Raw genomic sequence first — 18853 nt, forward strand, 5'->3', positions numbered from 1 at the left:
TGAACGGCGAGTCCAGAGTGTGAACGACAGCCGTATGCGAACAGCCGTATGCGAACAGCGGTACGTGAACAGCAGTGAGGAGATCGCGGTGGCCGGTATGTCGGCGGGACGATCAGCCCTGCGGATGGGCCCCGCGGAGCTGGTGCAGGCGGCGGCCATGGCCCGCCGCTTCTACCTCGAGGGCAAGTCCAAGATCCAGATCGCCGAGGAGTTCGGCGTGAGCCGCTTCAAGGTGGCGCGGGTCCTGGAGACCGCCCTGGAGCGCGACCTCGTGCGCATCGAGATCCGCGTGCCGGCCGAGCTGGACGCCGAGCGCTCCGACGCGCTCCGTGCCCGCTACGGACTCCGCCACGCCGTCGTCGTCGAATCCCCGGCGGAGGCCGCGGACGAGTCGCCCGACCCGGAGAACCTCGGCGAGGTCGCGGCCGACCTGCTCGGCGAGCTGGTCACCGAGGGCGACGTCCTGGGCCTCGCCTGGGGCCGCTCCACCATCCACATGGCCGCGGCGCTCGACCGGCTGCCGCCCTGTACGGTCGTGCAGCTCACCGGCGTGTACGACGCCGGGACCGCCGAGCGCGGCTCGGTCGAGGCCGTACGGCGTGCCGCCCAGGTCTCCGGCGGCGAGGCGCACCCGATCTACGCGCCGATGCTGCTCCCGGACCCGGCGACCGCCGCGGCGCTGCGCAGCCAGACCGGCATCGCACGGGCCTTCGAGTACTTCGACAAGGTGACGGTCGCCTGCGTGTCCATCGGCTCCTGGGAGCCGGGCATCTCGACCGTCCACGACATGCTCTCCGACGCGGAGCGCGCCCACTACGCCTCGCTGGGCGTCGCCGCCGAGATGTCCGCGCACCTCTTCGACGCCGAGGGCCGCCGCGTCGGCCGCGACCTGGGCGAGCGGTGCATCACCGTCGAGGCGGACCGGCTGCGGCGCATCCCCGAGGTCGTGGCGATCGCCGGCGGGCAGCGCAAGGCGGCGGCGATCGGGGCGGTCCTCCGCTCCGGACTCGTCACCAGCCTGGTCACGGACCGCGCCGCGGCGGACTACCTGCTGACCGAGTCCAGCCCGGGCACGCACCCGGCACTCGACCGGACGGACCCCGACGGCAGCTGAGCCGCCACCACACGATTCCAGGGGCCGGAGCCATCCCGTAACGGTATGTTCGGGACATGTCGCTCCGGCCCCTTCGCGTACTCCTCGTGCTCGTCCTCTGCGTCTTCCTGGCCGGATGCTCCACCGCGAGCGACTCGGTTTCGACGGCGAGGGGCACGCCGGCACCCGCGGCCACCGGGACCTCGGGCCTGTCCACCGTACGGGCCGCCGACCTGCCGCCCGAGGCGCGGCGCACGCTCGACCTCATCGCGCGCGGCGGCCCCTACCCGTACGCCAAGGACGGCGCCGTCTTCTCGAACTTCGAGCGGATCCTGCCGCGGAAGGAACGCGGTCACTACCGCGAGTACACCGTGAAGACCCCCGGCGAACGCGACCGCGGGGCGCGCCGGATCGTCACCGGGCGGGACGGCGAGATCTACTGGACCGACGACCACTACGAGACCTTCCGGGAGGTGCTCGGATGAGACTCGACGACGCCGTCGTCCTCGACCTGGCCGGCGTCACGGACAAGGCCGCCCTCATGGACCGGTGCGCCGTCGCCCTCGCGCTGCCCGCGTGGTTCGGCCGGAACTGGGACGCCCTGGCCGACTGCCTGACCGATCTCCCCGAGCCCGTCGTCCTCGTCGTCACCGGCTGGCAGGGGTACGCCAGGACGCGTCCCCACGAGTGGCAGACCGCCCAGGAGGTCTTCGCCACGGCCGTCGACGAGCGTCCCGCCCACCTCTCCGTCCTCCTCTCCCTGGGAGAGGGATTCGTAGGATCCGACGAACCGCCTGCCGCAAGCCTCGGATGATTCGCCCGGGGCTGGTATTCGTACAGGCGTGGGACAATGAACTACGTGCTTTTTCCCCTGGCTGAAATGCCTAGGGGCCGATCCGAACGACTGGGATGTCAGCACGTGCGTTTCCTCAATGACGTCAAGCCGCCCTACGACCTGACGTACGACGATGTGTTCATGGTGCCGAGCCGCTCGGCCGTCGGTTCCCGCCAGGCGGTGGACCTCTCCTCGCCGGACGGAACCGGGACGACGATCCCGCTGGTCGTCGCCAACATGACCGCCATCGCCGGCCGTCGCATGGCCGAGACCGTCGCCCGCCGCGGCGGCCTGGTCGTCATCCCCCAGGACATCCCGATCGAGGTCGTCACCGACGTCATCGCGTGGGTCAAGAGCCGCCACCACGTGCTCGACACCCCGATCGTCCTGGAGCCCCACCAGACCGTCGCCGACGCGCTCTCCCTGCTGCCGAAGCGGGCCCACGGCGCCGGCGTCGTCGTCGACGAGAACCGCCGCCCGATCGGTGTCGTCACCGACGCCGACCTGTCCGGCGTGGACCGCTTCACCCAGCTGTCCGAGGTCATGTCGAAGGACCTGCTCCTCATCGACGCCGACATCGAGCCGCGCGAGGCGTTCAACACGCTGGACCACGCCAACCGCCGCTACGCCCCGGCCGTCGACAAGGACGGGCGCCTGGTCGGCATCCTGACCCGCAAGGGCGCGCTCCGCGCGACCCTGTACACCCCGGCCACCGACGCCGAGGGCAAGCTGCGCATCGCCGCCGCCGTCGGCATCAACGGTGACTTCGTGGGCAAGGCCAAGCAGCTCCTCGACGCGGGCGTGGACACGCTCGTCATCGACACGGCGCACGGCCACCAGGAGTCGATGATCGCCGCGATCAAGGCCGTCCGGGCGCTCGACCCGCAGGTCCCGATCGTCGCGGGCAACATCGTCGCCGCCGAGGGCGTCAAGGACCTCATCGAGGCGGGCGCCGACATCATCAAGGTCGGCGTCGGCCCCGGCGCCATGTGCACCACCCGCATGATGACCGGCGTCGGCCGGCCGCAGTTCTCGGCCGTCCTGGAGTGCGCGGCCGAAGCGAAGAAGTACGGCAAGCACGTCTGGGCCGACGGTGGCGTCCGGCACCCGCGCGACGTCGCCATGGCGCTCGCCGCCGGCGCGTCGAACGTGATGATCGGTTCCTGGTTCGCCGGGACGTACGAGTCCCCGGGCGACCTCCAGCAGGACGCCAACGGGCGGCTCTACAAGGAGTCCTTCGGCATGGCCTCCGCGCGCGCCGTCAAGAACCGCACGAGCGACGAGTCCGCCTACGACCGCGCCCGCAAGGCGCTGTTCGAGGAGGGCATCTCCACCTCCCGCATGTTCCTCGACCCGACCCGTCCGGGCGTCGAGGACCTGATCGACTCGATCATCGCGGGCGTCCGCTCCTCCTGCACCTACGCCGGTGCCGGCTCGCTCGCCGAGTTCGAGGAGAAGTCCGTGGTCGGCATCCAGTCCGCCGCCGGTTACGCCGAGGGCAAGCCGCTGCACGCCAGCTGGAGCTAGTACCTCTCGTCTCTCACGCCGTGGGCCCCCGGGAAAATCCTCCCGGGGGCCCACGGCGTTCCCGTACCGTCGGCGCATGGAGATCAGGCCCTGCCGCGCCGCCGACGTGCCCCTGCTCGACCGTCATATCCCCAACCCCGGGGCTCCGAGCCGGCACGCCGACCGGTTCGCGCGCCAGGAGGACGGGGCCGGGACGTATCTCCTCGCCTGGCGCGACGGCGTGCCGGTCGGTCACGGGCAGGTGCGCTGGGACGGCTGCGCCGCGCCCGAGGTACGGGCCGTGGTCGGCGACTGCCCCGAACTCAACGGCCTGGACGTGTGGCCCGAGGGGCTCCGCGGACAGGGCATCGGTACGGCGCTGGTCCGCGCGGCCGAGGAGCTGGTGCGGGAGCGCGGCGGGACGGCGATGGGGCTCGGCGTGGGCCAGGACAACCCGCGGGCGGCGGCGCTGTACGCGCGCCTCGGCTACGAGCCCGTCGTCACCTACACCGACCGCTACGGCTGGACGGACGAGGCGGGCCGCACGCACGCGTGCGCGGACGCGTGCACCTTCCTGGTCAGGCCGCTGGAGACACCGGGCGGCTGACCGGTACGTGGGGGCGCAAGGCCTCCGCCACCGCCGCCGCGATCCGGGCGTGACCCCCGTCGTTCGGGTGGAGTCCGTCCGCCAGGTGCTCGGGGCCGAGCAGGGAGCGCCCCGGGAGGACCAGGAGCCGTCCGTCGCCCTCGGCCGCCAGGTCGCGGCCCGCGCGTTCCATGGCCCTGCGCAGCTCCGTGAGGGTGGCTCCGAGGACGTTGCGGGTGTGCTCGGCCTCCGGGCGCAGGACGGGCGAGACGATCAGCAGCGGGGTGTCCGGATGGCCCCGCCGGACCAGGCCCACGAACGCCCGGACGGTCGCGTACAGCCAGTCCGCGGTCGCGGGCACCCGGGACCAGCAGTTGGTGCCGAAGGCGAGGGTGACCACCTCGCCCGGGAGCCGCGCGAGGTGCTCGGCCAGGGGGAGCTCGCCGCGCGCCCCGCCCGCGTACCCCAGATTGACCGGGTCGAGCCCGAGCAGCCGTCCCGCCGTGGCGGGCCAGGAGTGCGCGGGACGGGTCGCCCACCAGCCCTCGGTGATCGAGTCGCCGTGGACGAGCCAGCGGGGCCGGACCGGGGCGGGGGAGAGGCGGCCGCCGACGGCCCGCAGGGCGAGCGGGACCGGTGACTGGCCCTCGGGGAGGTGGACGGTGAAGACGCCGCCGTACGGGGGCAGGGGGAGGCTCACCGTGCCCTCCGGCGCCGGGACGGCGCAGGTCTCGCCGACGAGCCGCCGGCCCTGCCAGAGCGCGAAGCAGTGGCGCAGCGCGGCGAGCGGGTCCTCCGGCTCCGGGACGGCCGCGCGGTAGCGCAGCTCCAGCGCCCGCGTCCCGGGCTCCGCCGTGAACTCGATGCGTACGCCGATGGGCAGCGCGGCCCGCTCGGCGATGTCCCACGGGAGCCGCTCCAGGTCGGCCGGATCCGCCCGCACGGGCCGGTCCCCGTCGAGCCAGGCCGTGCCGCGCAGGAAGGGCGCCGGGGCGAGCCAGCCCACCGAGGCCTCCGATCGTGGGTTTCCGGGGGCTCGCAGCGTGGGTCATGGGGCACGAGGAGTCAAGGCACGTGCACGCGCGCGTGGACCGCCTCGGCCGGCCTGCGCACGCGACGCGTGGACCGCCTCGGCCGGCCTGCGCACGCGACGCGTGGACCGCCTCGGCCGGCCCGCGCACGCGACGCGTCGACCGCCTCGGCCGAGCCCCGCGTACTCGTACGCGGAGTGAGCCTCAGGCCCCCAATGTGCCGATTCATGCAGGGGCGCGCAATGTTTCCCCGTCTGCGCCGCGAGCGCGCAATGATCATCCGGCAGTGCGCAACAACCCTGCATTACGACTGCGAACCTCAGCCCCTTAGGCTCGTGCCCCGTACCAGGAGTGGCGGCGACCGCCTGCTCGGCGGTTCCCCTTCCCCGTGGGCTTGCTTCGGCATGCCCACGAGCCGCCGTGGTCGTCCCACCGCCTACAGGCAGCGATAAGGAGCCTCCGCAGTGCTGGACCACGGCGCAGCCCCACCGGTCGTCGACACGACCACCCCCAAGACCTCCGCGCTCGGCGCACTCACCCGGCGCAAGCCGGTGGAACGCCTGGTCATGGAGGGTGGGCAGGGTGAGGGCGGCAGCCTCCGCCGCTCGCTCTCCATGTGGCAGCTGACCATGATCAGCATCGGTGCCACGCTCGGCACCGGCATCTTCGTCGTCCTCGGCGACGCCGTTCCGCAGGCCGGCCCCGCGGTCACCCTGGCCTTCGTGATCGCCGGCCTCACGGCGCTCTTCTCGGCCCTCTCGTACGCCGAGCTGGCCGGCACCATCCCGGTCGCCGGCTCCTCTTACTCGTACGCGTACGCAACGATGGGCGAACTCGTCGCCTGGGTCTGCGGCTGGTGCCTGGTCCTGGAGTACGGCGTCTCCGTCGCCGCCGTGGCCGTCGGCTGGGGCGAGTACGTCAACGAACTCCTCGACGGCACCATCGGCGTCACCATCCCCGACGCGCTCTCCTCCGCGCCCGGCGAGGGCGGCATCATCAACCTGCCGGCCCTGATCGTCGTCCTGCTGGCGATGGTCTTCCTGCTCGGCGGCGCCAAGGAGTCGGCCCGCGCCAACACGATCATGGTCGTCGTGAAGATCGCCGCGCTCGTGCTCTTCTGCACCATCGGCTTCATGGGCTTCAAGTCCGGCAACTACTCCGACTTCATGCCGCTCGGCATGGCCGGGGTCAGCGCCGCCGGCGCCAGCCTCTTCTTCTCGTACATCGGCTTCGACGCCGCCTCCACCGCCGGTGAGGAGGCGAAGAACCCGCAGCGCGACCTGCCGCGGGCGATCATGCTCTCGCTGATCATCGTCACCACCCTGTACGTCCTCGTGGCCGCCGTCGCCGTCGGCGCGTGGAACTGGAAGGACTTCGAGGGCTCCGAGGCCTCCCTCGCCGCGATCATGAACGACGTGAGCGGCCAGACCTTCTGGGGCACGCTGCTCGCCGCCGGCGCCGTCATCTCCATCGCGAGCGTCGTCCTGACCGTCCTCTACGGCCAGACCCGAGTCCTCTTCGCCATGTCCCGCGACGGCCTCGTCCCGAAGGTCTTCGGGAAGGTCAGCCCCAAGACCGGCACCCCGCGGGTCAACACCGTGATCGTGTCGATCTTCTGCGGTGTCCTCGCGGCCGCCATCCCGCTCGGCGAGCTCGTCGACGCCACCAGCATCGGCACCCTCTTCGCCTTCGCGCTGGTCAACATCGCGGTGGTGATCCTGCGCAAGACCCGCCCGGACATGAAGCGCACGTTCCGCGTGCCGCTCGGCTGGCTCTTCCCGGTCCTCGGCTTCGGCTTCTGCGTCTACAACATGTTCAGCCTCGGCGCCTCCACCTGGACGGTCTTCGGTTGCTGGATGGCCGCCGGGCTCGTGTTCTACTTCCTGTACGGAATGCGCCGTTCCCGACTGGCCACCGCGGCGCCCGCAGAATCAGCGGCATCGACAGAGAAGTGATCCACCCGTAGTGCGACTCAACGACCTCGACGAACGCATCGTCCACGCCCTCGCGGAAGACGCCCGCCGCAGCTACGCCGACATCGGCTCGCTGGTCGGTCTCTCCGCACCCGCCGTGAAACGGCGCGTGGACCGGCTCAGGGCCGAGGGCGCCATCACCGGATTCACCGTACGGGTGGACCCGGCGGCGCTCGGCTGGGAGACCGAGGGTTTCGTCGAGATCTACTGCCGCCACAACACCTCGCCGAACGACATCCGGCGAGGTCTGGAGCGGTATCCCGAGGTGGTGTCCGCGTCGACCGTCACCGGTGACGCGGACGCCGTCGTCCAGGTCTTCGCCTCGGACATGCGCCACTTCGAGCGCGTCCTGGAGCGCATCGCGGGCGAGCCCTTCGTGGAGCGCACCAAGTCCGTCCTGGTGCTCTCGCCGCTGCTGCGGCGCTTCTCCTCGGGCTCGCCCGCGTAGCACTGCTCGGTCCTGCGGGGCACCGGCGGTCGGGGCGGTGCGGGCCGTGGTTCCCGCACCGCCCTTCGCCCGCCCACCCCCGTAGGGCGGTCTACTCGGTCGGGTAGACGAACTCCCAGGGCACGACCTTGAAGTCGCCCGTCCCCTCCTTGACCTTCTCGAACGGCGCGCCGCTGATGCACGGCGGCACCTTGTCCTTCTGCGGGTCGGCGGTCATCCAGGTGTAGCCCAGCCGGTCGCCGTTGGCGTCGTCGTGCACGGTGACCCCGACGCGGGCCTTCCGGAACTCCTTCACATCGGTCTTCGTGACGACACCGGAGACGACGGCCACCTTGCCGCCCGTGGTGAGGCAGTCGACCTTCACCTCCGCGTAGCCGCCCCAGTCGCCCTTGTAGTGGCTGAAGCGGAACGTGCCCGTGGCCTTCATCGGATCCTGCCGGTTCTTCTCGGCGAGGTGCGCGTCGAATGTGAAGGTGATGTCGTCCCCGGCCGGCCGGTACAGCTTCGCGGTGCCGGTCAGCGCGGCGGCCTCCTTGACGGTGGCCGAGGCCGCGGCCGGGGCGGGAGCATCGTCCGCCGCGGCCATGCCCCCGGCCCCCAGGGTGAGCAGAACGGCGGCGGCGACGGCGACGGTCTTCGTACGACGGTTCATGGTCTTTCCCGGTCCTTTCGGCAGGTCGTCCGGCAGGTCGTCCGGACGAGGACCACTCTTCCGCTCAGGCCGCGCCGGGGCGTCGCGCCGCAGGACGGTTCCCGTCTCCGCCGCGCGGCGGGGGAGCCGTACGACCCCTGGCGGAGCCGTACGCAACGAATCGCCACGGTGGCCGTGGATCGCGCAATGGTTCGACGGTCGGTCCGCAACGCTCCCGCCTTGTCCGGACGGAGCGCGAAACCGTACCGTTTTTGACGTCTTCCCCTTGTACTCCGACCCCCCCCCGAGGATCGCTCATGCCCGCGCTGCGCACCGCCCTGCTCCAGAGCTCCGGCGAGCTCGGTGACGTGGCCGCCAATCTCAAGATCCTCGACGAGGCCGCCGCCCGCGCCGCGGCCGCCGGAGCGGGCCTGCTGCTCGCCCCCGAGCTGTTCCTCACCGGGTACGCCATCGGCGCCGACATCGCGCGCCTGGCCGAGCCGGCCGACGGCCCCTCCGCCCGCGCCGTCGCGGCGATCGCCGTGCGCCACGGCCTCGCCGTCGGCTACGGCTACCCGGAGCGCGACACCGAGCGGCACGGGGTCCTGTACAACTCGGCGCAGCTCATCGGCGCCGACGGCGTCCCGCTCGCGCAGTACCGGAAGACCCATCTCTTCGGAGACTTCGAGCTGACGTGGTTCACCCCCGGTGACCAGGCCGTCGTCCAGGCGGAGGTCGACGGCCTCACCGTCGGCGTGATGATCTGCTACGACGTCGAGTTCCCCGAGAACGTACGGGCGCACGCGCTGGCGGGTACGGACCTCCTCCTCGTACCGACCGCGCTGATGCACCCCGCCGAGATCGTGCCCCTGTCCGTGGTGCCGGTCCGCGCCTTCGAGAACCAGCTCTACATCGCGTACGCCAACCGGACCGGCTCCGAGGGCGCCTTCGAGTTCGTCGGCCTCTCCGCCCTGGCCGGCCCCGACGGTACCGCTCGGGCCCGTGCCGGGCGCGGCGAGGACCTCGTCTTCGGCGACGTCGACACCGACTTCCTGGCGGCCTCCCGCGCGGAGAACCCCTACCTCCGCGACCGGCGCCCGGGTCTCTACGGCCCCCTCGTCTGAGCCGTCCCCACCCCCCGACCTGCCTCGTCTTTCTTTTCCGTGCAAGGAGTCCGTACCCCATGACGTCCACGGTGCCCACGACCGCCGTCCCCCACAGCGACGGCCAGCCGCCGATCACCATGTTCGGTCCGGACTTCCCGTACGCGTACGACGACTTCCTGGCCCACCCGGCCGGTCTCGGCCAGATACCGGCCACCGAGCACGGCACCGAGGTCGCCGTCATCGGCGGCGGGCTCTCCGGCATCATCGCCGCGTACGAGCTCATGAAGATGGGCCTCAAGCCCGTCGTCTACGAGGCCGACCAGATCGGCGGCCGGCTGCGGACCGTCGGCTTCGAGGGCACCGCCACCGAGGGCCTCACCGCGGAGATGGGCGCGATGCGCTTCCCGCCGTCCTCGACCGCGCTCCAGCACTACATCGACCTCGTCGGCCTGGAGACCACGCCCTTCCCGAACCCGCTTGCCGAGTCGACCCCCTCGACCGTCGTCGACCTCAAGGGCGAGTCGCACTACGCCACCACCGTCGACGACCTCCCGCAGGTCTACCGCGACGTGATGAACGCGTGGAACGCCTGCCTGGACGAGGGCGCCGACTTCTCCGACATGAACCAGGCCATGCGCGAGCGCGACGTCCCGCGCATCCGCGAGATCTGGTCGAAGCTCGTCGAGAAGCTCGACAACCAGACCTTCTACGGCTTCCTCTGCGAGTCGGAGTCCTTCAAGTCCTTCCGGCACCGCGAGATCTTCGGCCAGGTCGGCTTCGGCACCGGCGGCTGGGACACCGACTTCCCCAACTCCATCCTGGAGATCCTCCGCGTCGTCTACACCGAGGCGGACGACCACCACCGCGGCATCGTGGGCGGCTCGCAGCAGCTGCCGCTGCGCCTGTGGGAGCGCGAGCCGGAGAAGATCGTCCACTGGGCGCCGGGTACTTCGCTCAGCTCCCTGCACGAGGGCACCCCGAAGCCGGCCGTGACCCGGCTGAACCGGACCGCCGGCAACCGGATCACCGTCACCGACGCCTCCGGCGACATCCGCACCTTCCCGGCGGCGATCTTCACCGCCCAGTCCTGGATGCTGCTCTCCAAGATCGCCTGCGACGACTCGCTCTTCCCGATCGACCACTGGACGGCGATCGAGCGCACCCACTACATGGAGTCCTCGAAGCTCTTCGTCCCCGTCGACAGGCCGTTCTGGCTGGACAAGGACGAGGAGACCGGCCGGGACGTCATGTCGATGACGCTCACCGACCGGATGACCCGCGGCACGTACCTCCTGGACGACGGCCCGGACAAGCCGGCCACGATCTGCCTCTCGTACACCTGGTGCGACGACAGCCTGAAGTGGCTGCCGCTCTCCGCCAACGAGCGGATGGAGGTCATGCTGAAGTCGCTCGGCGAGATCTACCCGAAGGTCGACATCCGGAAGCACATCATCGGCAACCCGGTGACGGTCTCCTGGGAGAACGAGCCCTACTTCATGGGCGCCTTCAAGGCGAACCTGCCGGGCCACTACCGCTACCAGCGCCGCCTGTTCACGCACTTCATGCAGGAGCGGCTGCCCGAGGACAAGCGGGGCATCTTCCTCGCGGGCGACGACATCTCCTGGACGGCCGGCTGGGCCGAGGGCGCGGTGCAGACGGCGCTCAACGCGGTGTGGGGCGTGATGCACCACTTCGGCGGCGGCACCGACGCCACCAACCCGGGTCCGGGCGACGTCTACGAGGACATCGCCCCGGTCGAGCTGCCGGAGGACTGAGTCCCGGCCGTACGGCTCCCCGCCGTACGGATCCCGCCCGTACGGGTCACGGCCTGGTGAGCGGCGTGAGCAGCATCCGCCCCACCAGGCCCACCGACCGGTCGAGCCGTTCGGTGAACTCCTCGGCCAGCTCCGGCAGCCCGCGCAGCTGCCAGAGCGAGCGCGCCGCCAGCCAGGCCCCGTCGCGGGCCCGGTCCAGGCTCCAGCAGCCGAGCAGATGCGTCAGCGGGTCCGCGATCTCCAGGAGGTCCGGGCCCGGCATCAGTTCCTCCCTGATGCGCTCCTCCAGGAGGACGAGGATGTCGCCGACCCGGTCGAACTCGTCCTCCAGGTCGGCGGGCGCGCACTCCAGGGCGCGGCACGTGTCGACCACCGCGAGCGCCAGGTCGTGGCCCACGTGGGCGTTGATCCCGGCGAGCGCGAACTGCAGCGGACGTACGCCGGGATGGCGCCGGTAGCGGAAGAGCGGCCGCCAGCAGGCGGGCGCCGGGCCGCCGGTGGCGACGGTGTCGACCGCCGTGAGGTAGCGCTCGGCGAAGCGCACGTCGAGGGTGGCGGCCGCCGTGCGGTCGGCGAAGGTGCCAGCCGCGATGGCGTGGCCGATCTCCTCGGTGACCGTCAGGTACACCCGGTTGAAGACGGCGACCCCGTCGGCCGGATGCCAGGTGGAACGGAGTGTCCGCATCCGGTCCACCACGGGGTCGACCGCCAGGAACGGCCCGAGGTGGTGAGCGAGGGGTTGCCCGATCTGCTGGGTCTGCGCCATGGGGGCAGGCTTCCAGTCGCCGGGCCGGGAGGGAACTCCCTGGGCCCGGCTTACCCAGAACGGGCGAATCACTCAGTTCTTCGACAGCGGATCCTCGTCGGAGGTGCTCTCGTACGAGCTGGTGCCGGAGTCCAGGAGGGGCTCCTGCTCCTTGAGGTGGGCCGGGGCGAAGGCCCGCAGCACGTGGTAGCCGGTGATCACGACGATCGTGCCGAGCGCGATGCCGCCCAGCTCGAAGGTGTCGGTGAAGGTGAGCTTCACGCCGCCGACGCCGATGATGATGCCGGCGGCGGCCGGGACCAGGTTGAGCGGGTTGCGCAGGTCGACCTTGGCATTGATCCAGATCTGGGCGCCGAGCAGGCCGATCATGCCGTAGAGGATCACGGTGATGCCGCCGAGTACCCCGCCGGGGATGGCGGCGACGATCGCGCCGAACTTGGGGCAGAGGCCGAAGAGGAGCGCGAAGCCGGCCGCGGCCCAGTAGGCGGCGGTCGAGTAGACCCGGGTGGCGGCCATGACGCCGATGTTCTCGGAGTACGTGGTGTTCGGCGGGCCGCCCACGGCCGTCGACAGCATCGAGGCGGCGCCGTCGGCGGCGATCGCCGTGCCGAGCTGGTCGTCCAGGTTGTCCCCGGTCATCTCGCCGACGGCCTTGACGTGTCCGGCGTTCTCGGCGATCAGCGCGATGACCACGGGCAGGGCGACCAGGATCGCGGACCACTCGAAGCTCGGCCCGTGGAAGGAGGGCAGGCCGATCCAGTCGGCCTGCGAGACGCCGGAGAGGTCGAGCCGCCAGTGGTCGGTGACCTGACCGCTCGGGGACATCGAGTGGATCTTGCCGAAGACGAGGTCGAAGATCCAGGAGATGCCGTAGCCGAAGATCAGGCCGAGGAAGATCGCGATCCGGGACCAGAAGCCGCGCAGGCAGACCACGGCCAGACCGGTGAACAGCATCACGAGGAGAGCCGTCCACTGGTCCTGCGGCCAGTACGTCGACGCGGTGACCGGGGCCAGGTTGAAGCCGATCAGCATGACGACCGCACCGGTCACGATCGGGGGCATCGCCGCGTGGATGATCCGCGCACCGAACTTCCGTACCGCGAGACCCGCGAGGAAGAGCACCGCGCCGACGACGAGGACCGCGCCGGTCACGGTGGCGCTGGTGCCGCCCGAGGCCCGGATGGCGGCGGCGACACCCACGAAGGACAGCGAACAGCCCAGGTAGGACGGGACGGTGCCACGGGTCGCGAGGAGGAAGATCGCGGTCGCGACACCGGACATCATGATCGCGAGGTTCGGGTCCAGACCCATCAGGACCGGGGCGACGAAGGACGCCCCGAACATGGCGACGACGTGCTGGGCGCCGAGGCCGACGGTACGGGGCCAGGAGAGCCGCTCGTCCGGCCGGACGACGGCCCCGGGAGCGGGTGTTCTCCCGTCGCCGTGCAAGGTCCAGCGCACGCCGAGGTTCATGAGGTCGCTCCCGTTCCGAGGTTCCGGCGGCCGTGTCGTGACCGCAAAAGATCAGCCACATGGTATGCGCCGCGGCCTGCCGGAACCGTTCTCCGTCGTGCGACCGCCGTTACGCGACCGGGCCGGAGCTCTTCGCCGGGGCGCCGTCCGCCGGGGCCGACGCCGCCGCCGCGCGCGCACCGGGCCTGAGCACGCCCGCGCCGAGGACAAGACCCACGGCCAGCAGGGTGACCAGGCCGAAGGAGAAGACGAGCGAGGTCGCGTCGGCGATGCCGCCGATCGCCGAGGGGGCGATGAGACCCGAGGTGTACGTGATGGTGGCGACGCCCGCGATGGCCTGGCTCGGGTTCGGGCCGCTGCGGGCCGCGGCGGCGAAGGCGAGCGGGACGACGACCGCGACGCCGAGGCCGATGAGACCGAAACCGGCCATCGCGACGGCGGCGTGCGGGGCGAGGACGACCATGAGCCCGCCGAGGGTGGCGACCGCGCCCCCGACCCGTACCGTACGGACCGCGCCGAAGCGGTCCACGACGCGGTCGCCGGCCAGCCGGGCCACGGCCATCGTCAGCGCGAAGGCGGTCGTCGAGGCGGCCGCGAGCCCGGCCGAGCTGCCCAGCTCGTCCCGGAGGTAGACGGCCGACCAGTCGAGGCTGGCGCCCTCCGCGAACACCCCGCAGAAGCCGATCGCACCGATGACCAGCGCGGACTTCGGCGGCAGCGAGAACCGCGGCGGTGCCTCCTCGTCCGGGGTGCCGACCACGTCCAGGACGCCCTGGCAGAAGAACAGGCCGAGCGCGGTGAGGGTCAGGGCCGCGATCAGATGGTGGATCCGGGCGTCACCGCCGAGGTGGGCGGCGACCGTGCCGGCGGCCGAGCCGAGCAGCGCGCCCACGCTCCACATGCCGTGCAGGCTCGACATGATGGACTTGCCGATCCGGTTCTCGGTCTCGACGCCCAGCGCGTTCATCGCCACGTCGGACATGCCCGCCGTCGCGCCGTACACGAAGAGCACGCCGCACAGCCCCCAGACGTTCGGCGCCAGCGAGGGCAGGGTCAGGGCCAGCGTCCACAGGGCGAGCAGGCCGCGCAGGGCGGTGCGGGCGCCGAAGCGGTGGCTGATGGCGCCGGCCAGCGGCATCGTGAGGGAGGCGCCGAGCGCGGGGAAGGCGAGCGCGAGCCCGAGCTGTCCGGCGCTGACGCCCGCGTGCTCCTGGATCCACGGAATGCGCGTCGCGAAGCTGCCGGTCACCGCGCCGTGGACGCAGAAGACCGCGGCGACGGCGAAGCGTGCCCGCCGCAGTCGCTCGGTGCTGAAGACGGTCTCCGCCGCCATGTGCCCTCCCTGTGTCGTGGTGTGGCGGTAAACTATCAGGGACCCTGCCTGATAAATAGCCCGCAAGGGGAGTCCGCACGGATTCGAGTCTGAGAGGATCGCCGCATGGCCGCATCCCCGAGCACCGCGCGGGCCATCAACGACCGGCTCGCCCTGCGACTGCTCCAGGACGAGGGCCCGTTGACGGCCACTCAGCTCAAGACGCTCACCGGACTCTCCCGCCCGACCGTCGCCGACCTCGTCGAGCGGCTCCGGGAGTCCGGGCTCGTCCATGTCGTCGGGGAGTCAGGGGCGGAGCGTCGCGGCCCCAACGCCAAGCTGTACGGCATCGTGGCCGACCGCGCGCACCTCGCCGCGCTCGACGTGCGCACCCGCTCCGTCTCGGTGACCGTCTCCGACCTCCTCGGCGTCACCCTGGCCGAGGCCTCCGCGCCCGTCGGCGACGACGGCGGCACGGGCCCGGCCGTGGAGAAGGCGGTCACGCTCCTGGAGCGCACCGCGAAGGAGGCCGGCGTCGACCGGCTGCACACCGTGGCCGTCGGCGCCCCCGGGCTCATCGACCCGGCCACCGGCGAGCTGCGCGACTCCGCGAAACTGCCCGCCTGGCACCGCCGCCTGGTCGCCGTCCTCCAGGAACGGCTGCCCGCCCGCGTCCTCGTCGAGAACGAGACCAACCTCGCCGCCTTCGCCGAGCTCCGCGAGGGCGCCGCCCGCGACCGCGACGACTTCGTGCTGCTCTGGCTCGGCCAGGGTGTCGGCGCCGCCGTCGTCCTGGACGGACGGCTGCGCCGCGGGGCCTCGGGCGGCGCCGGCGAGATCGGCTTCCTGCCCGTGCCGGGCACCTCCGGGCTCCCTTCGGCCACCGGCTGCGACGGCGGCTTCCACGAGCTGGCCTGCACCGCAGCGGTCGAGGCCCTGGCAGTCGAGCACGGCCTCGACCCGGAGACCGCGCTCGGCTCGGGACACGGTCCCTTCCTCGACGCCCTCGCCCGCCGCCTGGCCGTCGGCACGGCCGCGGTCGCCTCCGTCCTGGACCCCGGCTGTGTGGTCCTCGGCGGCGAGACCGGCCACCAGGGCGGCACGGGGCTCGCGGCCCGGGTGGAGGCCGAGGCCGCGCGGCTCTCCCCGCTCCGTACGGAGGTCCGCCCCACGGCCCTCGGGGACACGGCCGTCCTCCGCGGCGCCCTCCTCCTCGCCAGGGACGCGGCCCAGGACGAGCTGTTCCCGTAGAAGGCAGAAGGCAGAAGGCAGAAGGCAGAGAAGGCAGAACGCAGGACGCACCCCCGGCCTGGAACGCGGGAGCGCCGCGCCCCGGACAGGGGGGCGCGGCGCGGTGGGAGCCCGGCGGCGGCCAAGGGCCGTGAGAATCCGCCGCCGGGGGTCTTTCGGAGGGGGTGCGTCAGCCGGCGCTTCAGCAGGCGCCGAGGTCCTTCCAGACGCCCCAGTCGCCGGTCGTGTCCGGCGTCTCGTTCTGGGTCCACCACTGGGCCTTGTACTTGCGGCCGTTGTGGGAGACCTCGTTGCCCGCGTTGTAGACGGTGCCGGCCACGTACGCCGGGACCGAGCCGCAGCCCGTGGGCGGCGTCGTCGGAGGCGTGGTCGGGGGAGTGGTCGGCGGGGTCGTCGGCGGGGTGGTGGGAGGCGTGGTCGGCGGGGTGGTCGGCGGCGTGGTGGAGCCGGGCTCCACGACCGTCGCGCCGCGCGCCAGGTCACCGGCGAGGGCGTACGTCGTGCCGTTGATGTTCACCGTCCAGTTGGAGGGGGTGGACACCGGCAGGTAGTAGTTGAACGACAGGTCGACCGAGGCGCCCGGGGCCAGCGACTGCCAGGCCGGGAGCTTCAGGGAGACGCGGTGGAAGTCGCCCTTCAGGCCGCCCACGTTGCCGCCCGTGTGGTCGCTGCTGATGACCTTCGTGCCGAAGCCCGACTGGTCCGAGGCGTTGCTCGGCGCCGAGGTGCCGTAGTCGAACTGGAACTCGGTGCCGCCCGGCAGCGCCGTCGCCGTGTTGTTGGTGATCTTGATCTTCGGGGTGATCGGGTAGTTCGAGTCGCCCAGCTTGAACTCGGTGAACTGGGTGTCGATGTTCACGGCCTGGGTCGGCAGCGCCTTGTTGGACTTCTTCGCGCCGTACGGGGTGGCCGCCTTGAACTTGTCGTACATCAGCGAGGTGAGCGTGGAGCCCATCTCGTACTGGCCCTTGGCGGCGTTCCAGGCGTAGTCGCCGGCCATCTCCCAGACCATGGTGCCGCCGATGCCGCGGTCGACCACGTAGTCGGCCTTGGCGGCCACGGACTGCTCGTCCTCGGTGGAAAGGAAGACCTTCTTCTCGGCGTTCCACAGCCACGGCGCGACCAGGGTCGAGTCGTACTTGCGGGCGTAGGTGCCGGTCAGGGTGGTGTTCGCCGGGAAGCCGTACTGGGTGACGTAGTCGCCGACGATCCCCTTCTCGAGGTTCTTGGCGTGCCACATCGGGTTGGAGCCGGCCGGCGACTCGACACCGTTGGTGTCCTTGTCGTGCCACAGGTTGTCGATGCCGACGGCGCCGTCACCGCACTTGGTCAGACCGGCGCCGGCCGGGCAGGTGGTCGCGGAGGCCTTGCCCCACAGACCGTCGGTGCCGCCCTGGACGTTCTTGTGGCCGCGGGTGTAGTAGGGCAGGCCGATGTTGATGCGGCCGGCCGGCATGGAGCCGCGGAAGTAGTGGTAGGCCCAGTCGGTGTTGAGGTAGCCGATGTTGCCGTACTGAGCCGAGCCGTAGACGTTGGCGGCGGCGAGCTCGCCGTCCTTGCCGTCGTCGAAGAGCGAGGCGTTGGGCCCGACGTACTCGTTCCAGGCGCCGTGCAGGTCGTAGGACATGATGTTGACGTAGTCCAGATACTTCTGCATCTGGAAGGTCTCCATGCCGCGCAGCAGGTAGCCGGAGGAGGGGGCGGCGACGGTCAGCATGTAGTGCTTGCCGTCGGCGGCGCCGGCCACGTCCAGCTTCTCGCGCAGGGACTTCATGAGGGCCGCGTAGCCCTGCACGAGTCCGGCGCGGCGCGCGTTCGCGAGCTGCCAGTCGAGCGGGTTGCCGGCGTCCTTCATCGTGGTCGGGTACTCGTAGTCGATGTCGACGCCGTTGAACCCGTACTTGCGGATGAAGTCGACGGACGAGGCCGCGAAGGTGTCGATCCCCGCCTGGTTGACCGAACCGTCGGCGTTGGTGGCCATCGAGTAGAAGCCGCCGGAGTTCACCCGGTCGCCGTTGTCCGCGAAGTAGCCGCCGGTCTCCGCCCAGCCGCCGACCGAGATCAGCGTCTTGACGTTCGGGTGCTGCTTCTTGAACTTGTTGAGCAGGTTGAAGTGCCCCTTGTACGCGTACGCCGGGTCCATCTCGGCACCCGCGACACCGGGCCAGGTCATCCCGGTGGCCGCGTTGTTCGGGCCGTCCGTACCCACGGAGAGCTTGTTGTCGCTCCCGATGTGCCCGAAGGCGTAGTTGATGTGGGTGATCTTCTCCCACGGGATGTCCTTGGCCAGGTACGCGGGCTGGCCGTTCTTGCCGTCGCGCCAGCCGGTGAAGTAGCCGATGACCCGGCGCTGGTGGTCCGCGCCCATCTTCTCGCGGCCCTCGGCGTCGTAGACCGAGCAGTACGGGACGTCGACGCCCGGGGTTTTGTACAGCCCGTCGGGCCGACAGGACTCGTTGTCGGCCGCGTACGAGACGCCGCCGGAGAGCGAGCTCAGCAGCAGACCGGCGACGGCCGCGCCGGAAGCGAGCAGTGACGCTCTTTTCGTGGTGGGGGACAACACGATCGGTTCCTCCTGGGGAGGTGGAAAAACACAACGAACAAGGGGGTGGGTCGTGTTGGGCCCGGGGAGTGCGCACACCGTCGGACCGGTACCTCGAAGTTGACACGGAGATTAAGAGGACTAGACCAGTGCGTCAATAGGTCTGGACCAAGGAAGGTGGGAATGGTCCCATGTGAGCCAGGCCACATGGCCTCGCCGGTATGGCCGGTCACGGGCCGTGGCACACTGGCCCTGTATCAGCAGCAGCGCACTCCGGGGTCGGTGTAATTCCGAACCGGCGGTATAGTCCGCGACCCGTCCGCAGCCAGCGGCCGGTTGACCAGGTGAAACTCCTGGACCGACGGTGAAAGTCCGGATGGGAGGCAGTGCGCGGCGGGTGACTCCTTTCCAGGGGTGTGTCAGCCGTACGTCCGCTGGTCGCCGTGTCGGAAACGATCGGCGTACCCGTGGGACAGCGGCCTCGGCGCACCCTGCGCGAGGCGTCCTTCCCGCTCTCTGTCGTCA

The 18853-nt window shown here is 71.2% G+C and carries 16 protein-coding genes and 1 riboswitch; of the genes, 10 read left to right on the forward strand and 6 right to left on the reverse strand.

Annotation, left to right across the window (positions count from 1 at the left end):
• Positions 1 to 64: 64 nt before the first annotated feature.
• From OG357_RS32650 to OG357_RS32670, 5 genes are all read left to right on the forward strand, one after another.
• On the forward strand, positions 65 to 1114 hold the full coding sequence (locus tag OG357_RS32650) for a sugar-binding transcriptional regulator (protein WP_329625763.1): 1050 nt from the start codon (positions 65 to 67) through the stop codon (positions 1112 to 1114).
• 56 nt (positions 1115 to 1170) lie between these two features.
• Entirely contained in the window at positions 1171 to 1578 is a 408-nt protein-coding gene (locus OG357_RS32655; RefSeq protein WP_329624536.1) for a ribonuclease domain-containing protein, read from the forward strand.
• On the forward strand, positions 1575 to 1907 hold the full coding sequence (locus OG357_RS32660) for a barstar family protein (RefSeq protein ID WP_329624537.1): 333 nt from the start codon (positions 1575 to 1577) through the stop codon (positions 1905 to 1907). Before OG357_RS32655 ends, OG357_RS32660 begins: the two co-directional genes overlap by 4 nt.
• A 105-nt stretch (positions 1908 to 2012) precedes the next feature.
• The gene (locus OG357_RS32665; protein ID WP_329624538.1) at positions 2013 to 3455 is read left to right on the forward strand and encodes a GuaB1 family IMP dehydrogenase-related protein; all 1443 of its coding nucleotides are present in this window, start codon (positions 2013 to 2015) and stop codon (positions 3453 to 3455) included.
• Between the two features lie 76 nt (positions 3456 to 3531).
• The gene (locus OG357_RS32670) at positions 3532 to 4041 is read left to right on the forward strand and encodes a GNAT family N-acetyltransferase (RefSeq protein WP_329624539.1); all 510 of its coding nucleotides are present in this window, start codon (positions 3532 to 3534) and stop codon (positions 4039 to 4041) included.
• Here the strand turns inward: OG357_RS32670 and OG357_RS32675 are convergent.
• On the reverse strand, positions 4013 to 5026 hold the full coding sequence (locus tag OG357_RS32675; RefSeq protein WP_329624540.1) for a GDSL-type esterase/lipase family protein: 1014 nt from the start codon (positions 5024 to 5026) through the stop codon (positions 4013 to 4015). The genes OG357_RS32670 and OG357_RS32675 overlap by 29 nt on opposite strands.
• A gap of 489 nt (positions 5027 to 5515) precedes the next feature.
• On the opposite strand from OG357_RS32675, the gene OG357_RS32680 reads away from it, so the two are divergent.
• Both OG357_RS32680 and OG357_RS32685 read left to right on the forward strand, forming a co-directional pair.
• Entirely contained in the window at positions 5516 to 7006 is a 1491-nt protein-coding gene (locus tag OG357_RS32680; protein ID WP_329624541.1) for an amino acid permease, read from the forward strand.
• A 10-nt stretch (positions 7007 to 7016) separates the two neighbouring features.
• Entirely contained in the window at positions 7017 to 7472 is a 456-nt protein-coding gene (locus OG357_RS32685; protein ID WP_030204433.1) for an Lrp/AsnC family transcriptional regulator, read from the forward strand.
• A 91-nt stretch (positions 7473 to 7563) separates the two neighbouring features.
• Here OG357_RS32685 and OG357_RS32690 read toward each other — a convergent pair whose 3' ends face one another.
• On the reverse strand, positions 7564 to 8124 hold the full coding sequence (locus OG357_RS32690; RefSeq protein ID WP_329624542.1) for a Repetin: 561 nt from the start codon (positions 8122 to 8124) through the stop codon (positions 7564 to 7566).
• A gap of 296 nt (positions 8125 to 8420) precedes the next feature.
• Between OG357_RS32690 and OG357_RS32695 the strand changes: the two genes are divergently transcribed.
• Both OG357_RS32695 and OG357_RS32700 read left to right on the forward strand, forming a co-directional pair.
• Positions 8421 to 9227, forward strand: a complete 807-nt coding sequence (locus OG357_RS32695) for a carbon-nitrogen hydrolase family protein (RefSeq protein WP_329624543.1) — start codon at positions 8421 to 8423, stop codon at positions 9225 to 9227.
• Positions 9228 to 9286: 59 nt separating this feature from the next.
• Positions 9287 to 10984 carry a flavin monoamine oxidase family protein gene (locus tag OG357_RS32700; RefSeq protein ID WP_329624544.1) on the forward strand — a complete coding sequence of 566 codons (1698 nt, stop codon included), beginning with the start codon at positions 9287 to 9289 and terminating at the stop codon, positions 10982 to 10984.
• A 46-nt stretch (positions 10985 to 11030) separates the two neighbouring features.
• On the opposite strand, the gene OG357_RS32705 is transcribed toward OG357_RS32700, so the two are convergent.
• From OG357_RS32705 to OG357_RS32715, 3 genes are all read right to left on the reverse strand, one after another.
• Positions 11031 to 11750: a DUF5995 family protein gene (locus tag OG357_RS32705; protein ID WP_329624545.1), complete on the reverse strand. Its 720-nt coding sequence runs from the start codon at positions 11748 to 11750 to the stop codon at positions 11031 to 11033.
• Between the two features lie 72 nt (positions 11751 to 11822).
• Positions 11823 to 13223 (reverse strand): uracil-xanthine permease family protein, encoded by a 1401-nt coding sequence (locus OG357_RS32710; protein WP_329624546.1) that lies wholly within the window; start codon positions 13221 to 13223, stop codon positions 11823 to 11825.
• A gap of 109 nt (positions 13224 to 13332) precedes the next feature.
• Complete coding sequence (locus OG357_RS32715) at positions 13333 to 14556, reverse strand: MFS transporter (protein ID WP_329624547.1); 1224 nt, start codon at positions 14554 to 14556, stop codon at positions 13333 to 13335.
• Between the two features lie 105 nt (positions 14557 to 14661).
• On the opposite strand from OG357_RS32715, the gene OG357_RS32720 reads away from it, so the two are divergent.
• A complete protein-coding gene (locus tag OG357_RS32720; RefSeq protein ID WP_329624548.1) occupies positions 14662 to 15786 on the forward strand; it encodes an ROK family transcriptional regulator in 1125 nt (374 codons plus the stop codon).
• A 181-nt stretch (positions 15787 to 15967) separates the two neighbouring features.
• Here the strand turns inward: OG357_RS32720 and OG357_RS32725 are convergent, their stop codons facing one another.
• Positions 15968 to 18349, reverse strand: coding sequence for a chitinase C-terminal domain-containing protein (locus OG357_RS32725; protein WP_329624549.1), 2382 nt, complete (start codon positions 18347 to 18349; stop codon positions 15968 to 15970).
• Positions 18350 to 18592: 243 nt separating this feature from the next.
• Positions 18593 to 18722, forward strand: a riboswitch (FMN riboswitch).
• Positions 18723 to 18853 lie beyond the last annotated feature (131 nt).

This window comes from Streptomyces sp. NBC_01255 (genome assembly GCF_036226445.1).
GTDB lineage: Bacteria > Actinomycetota > Actinomycetes > Streptomycetales > Streptomycetaceae > Streptomyces.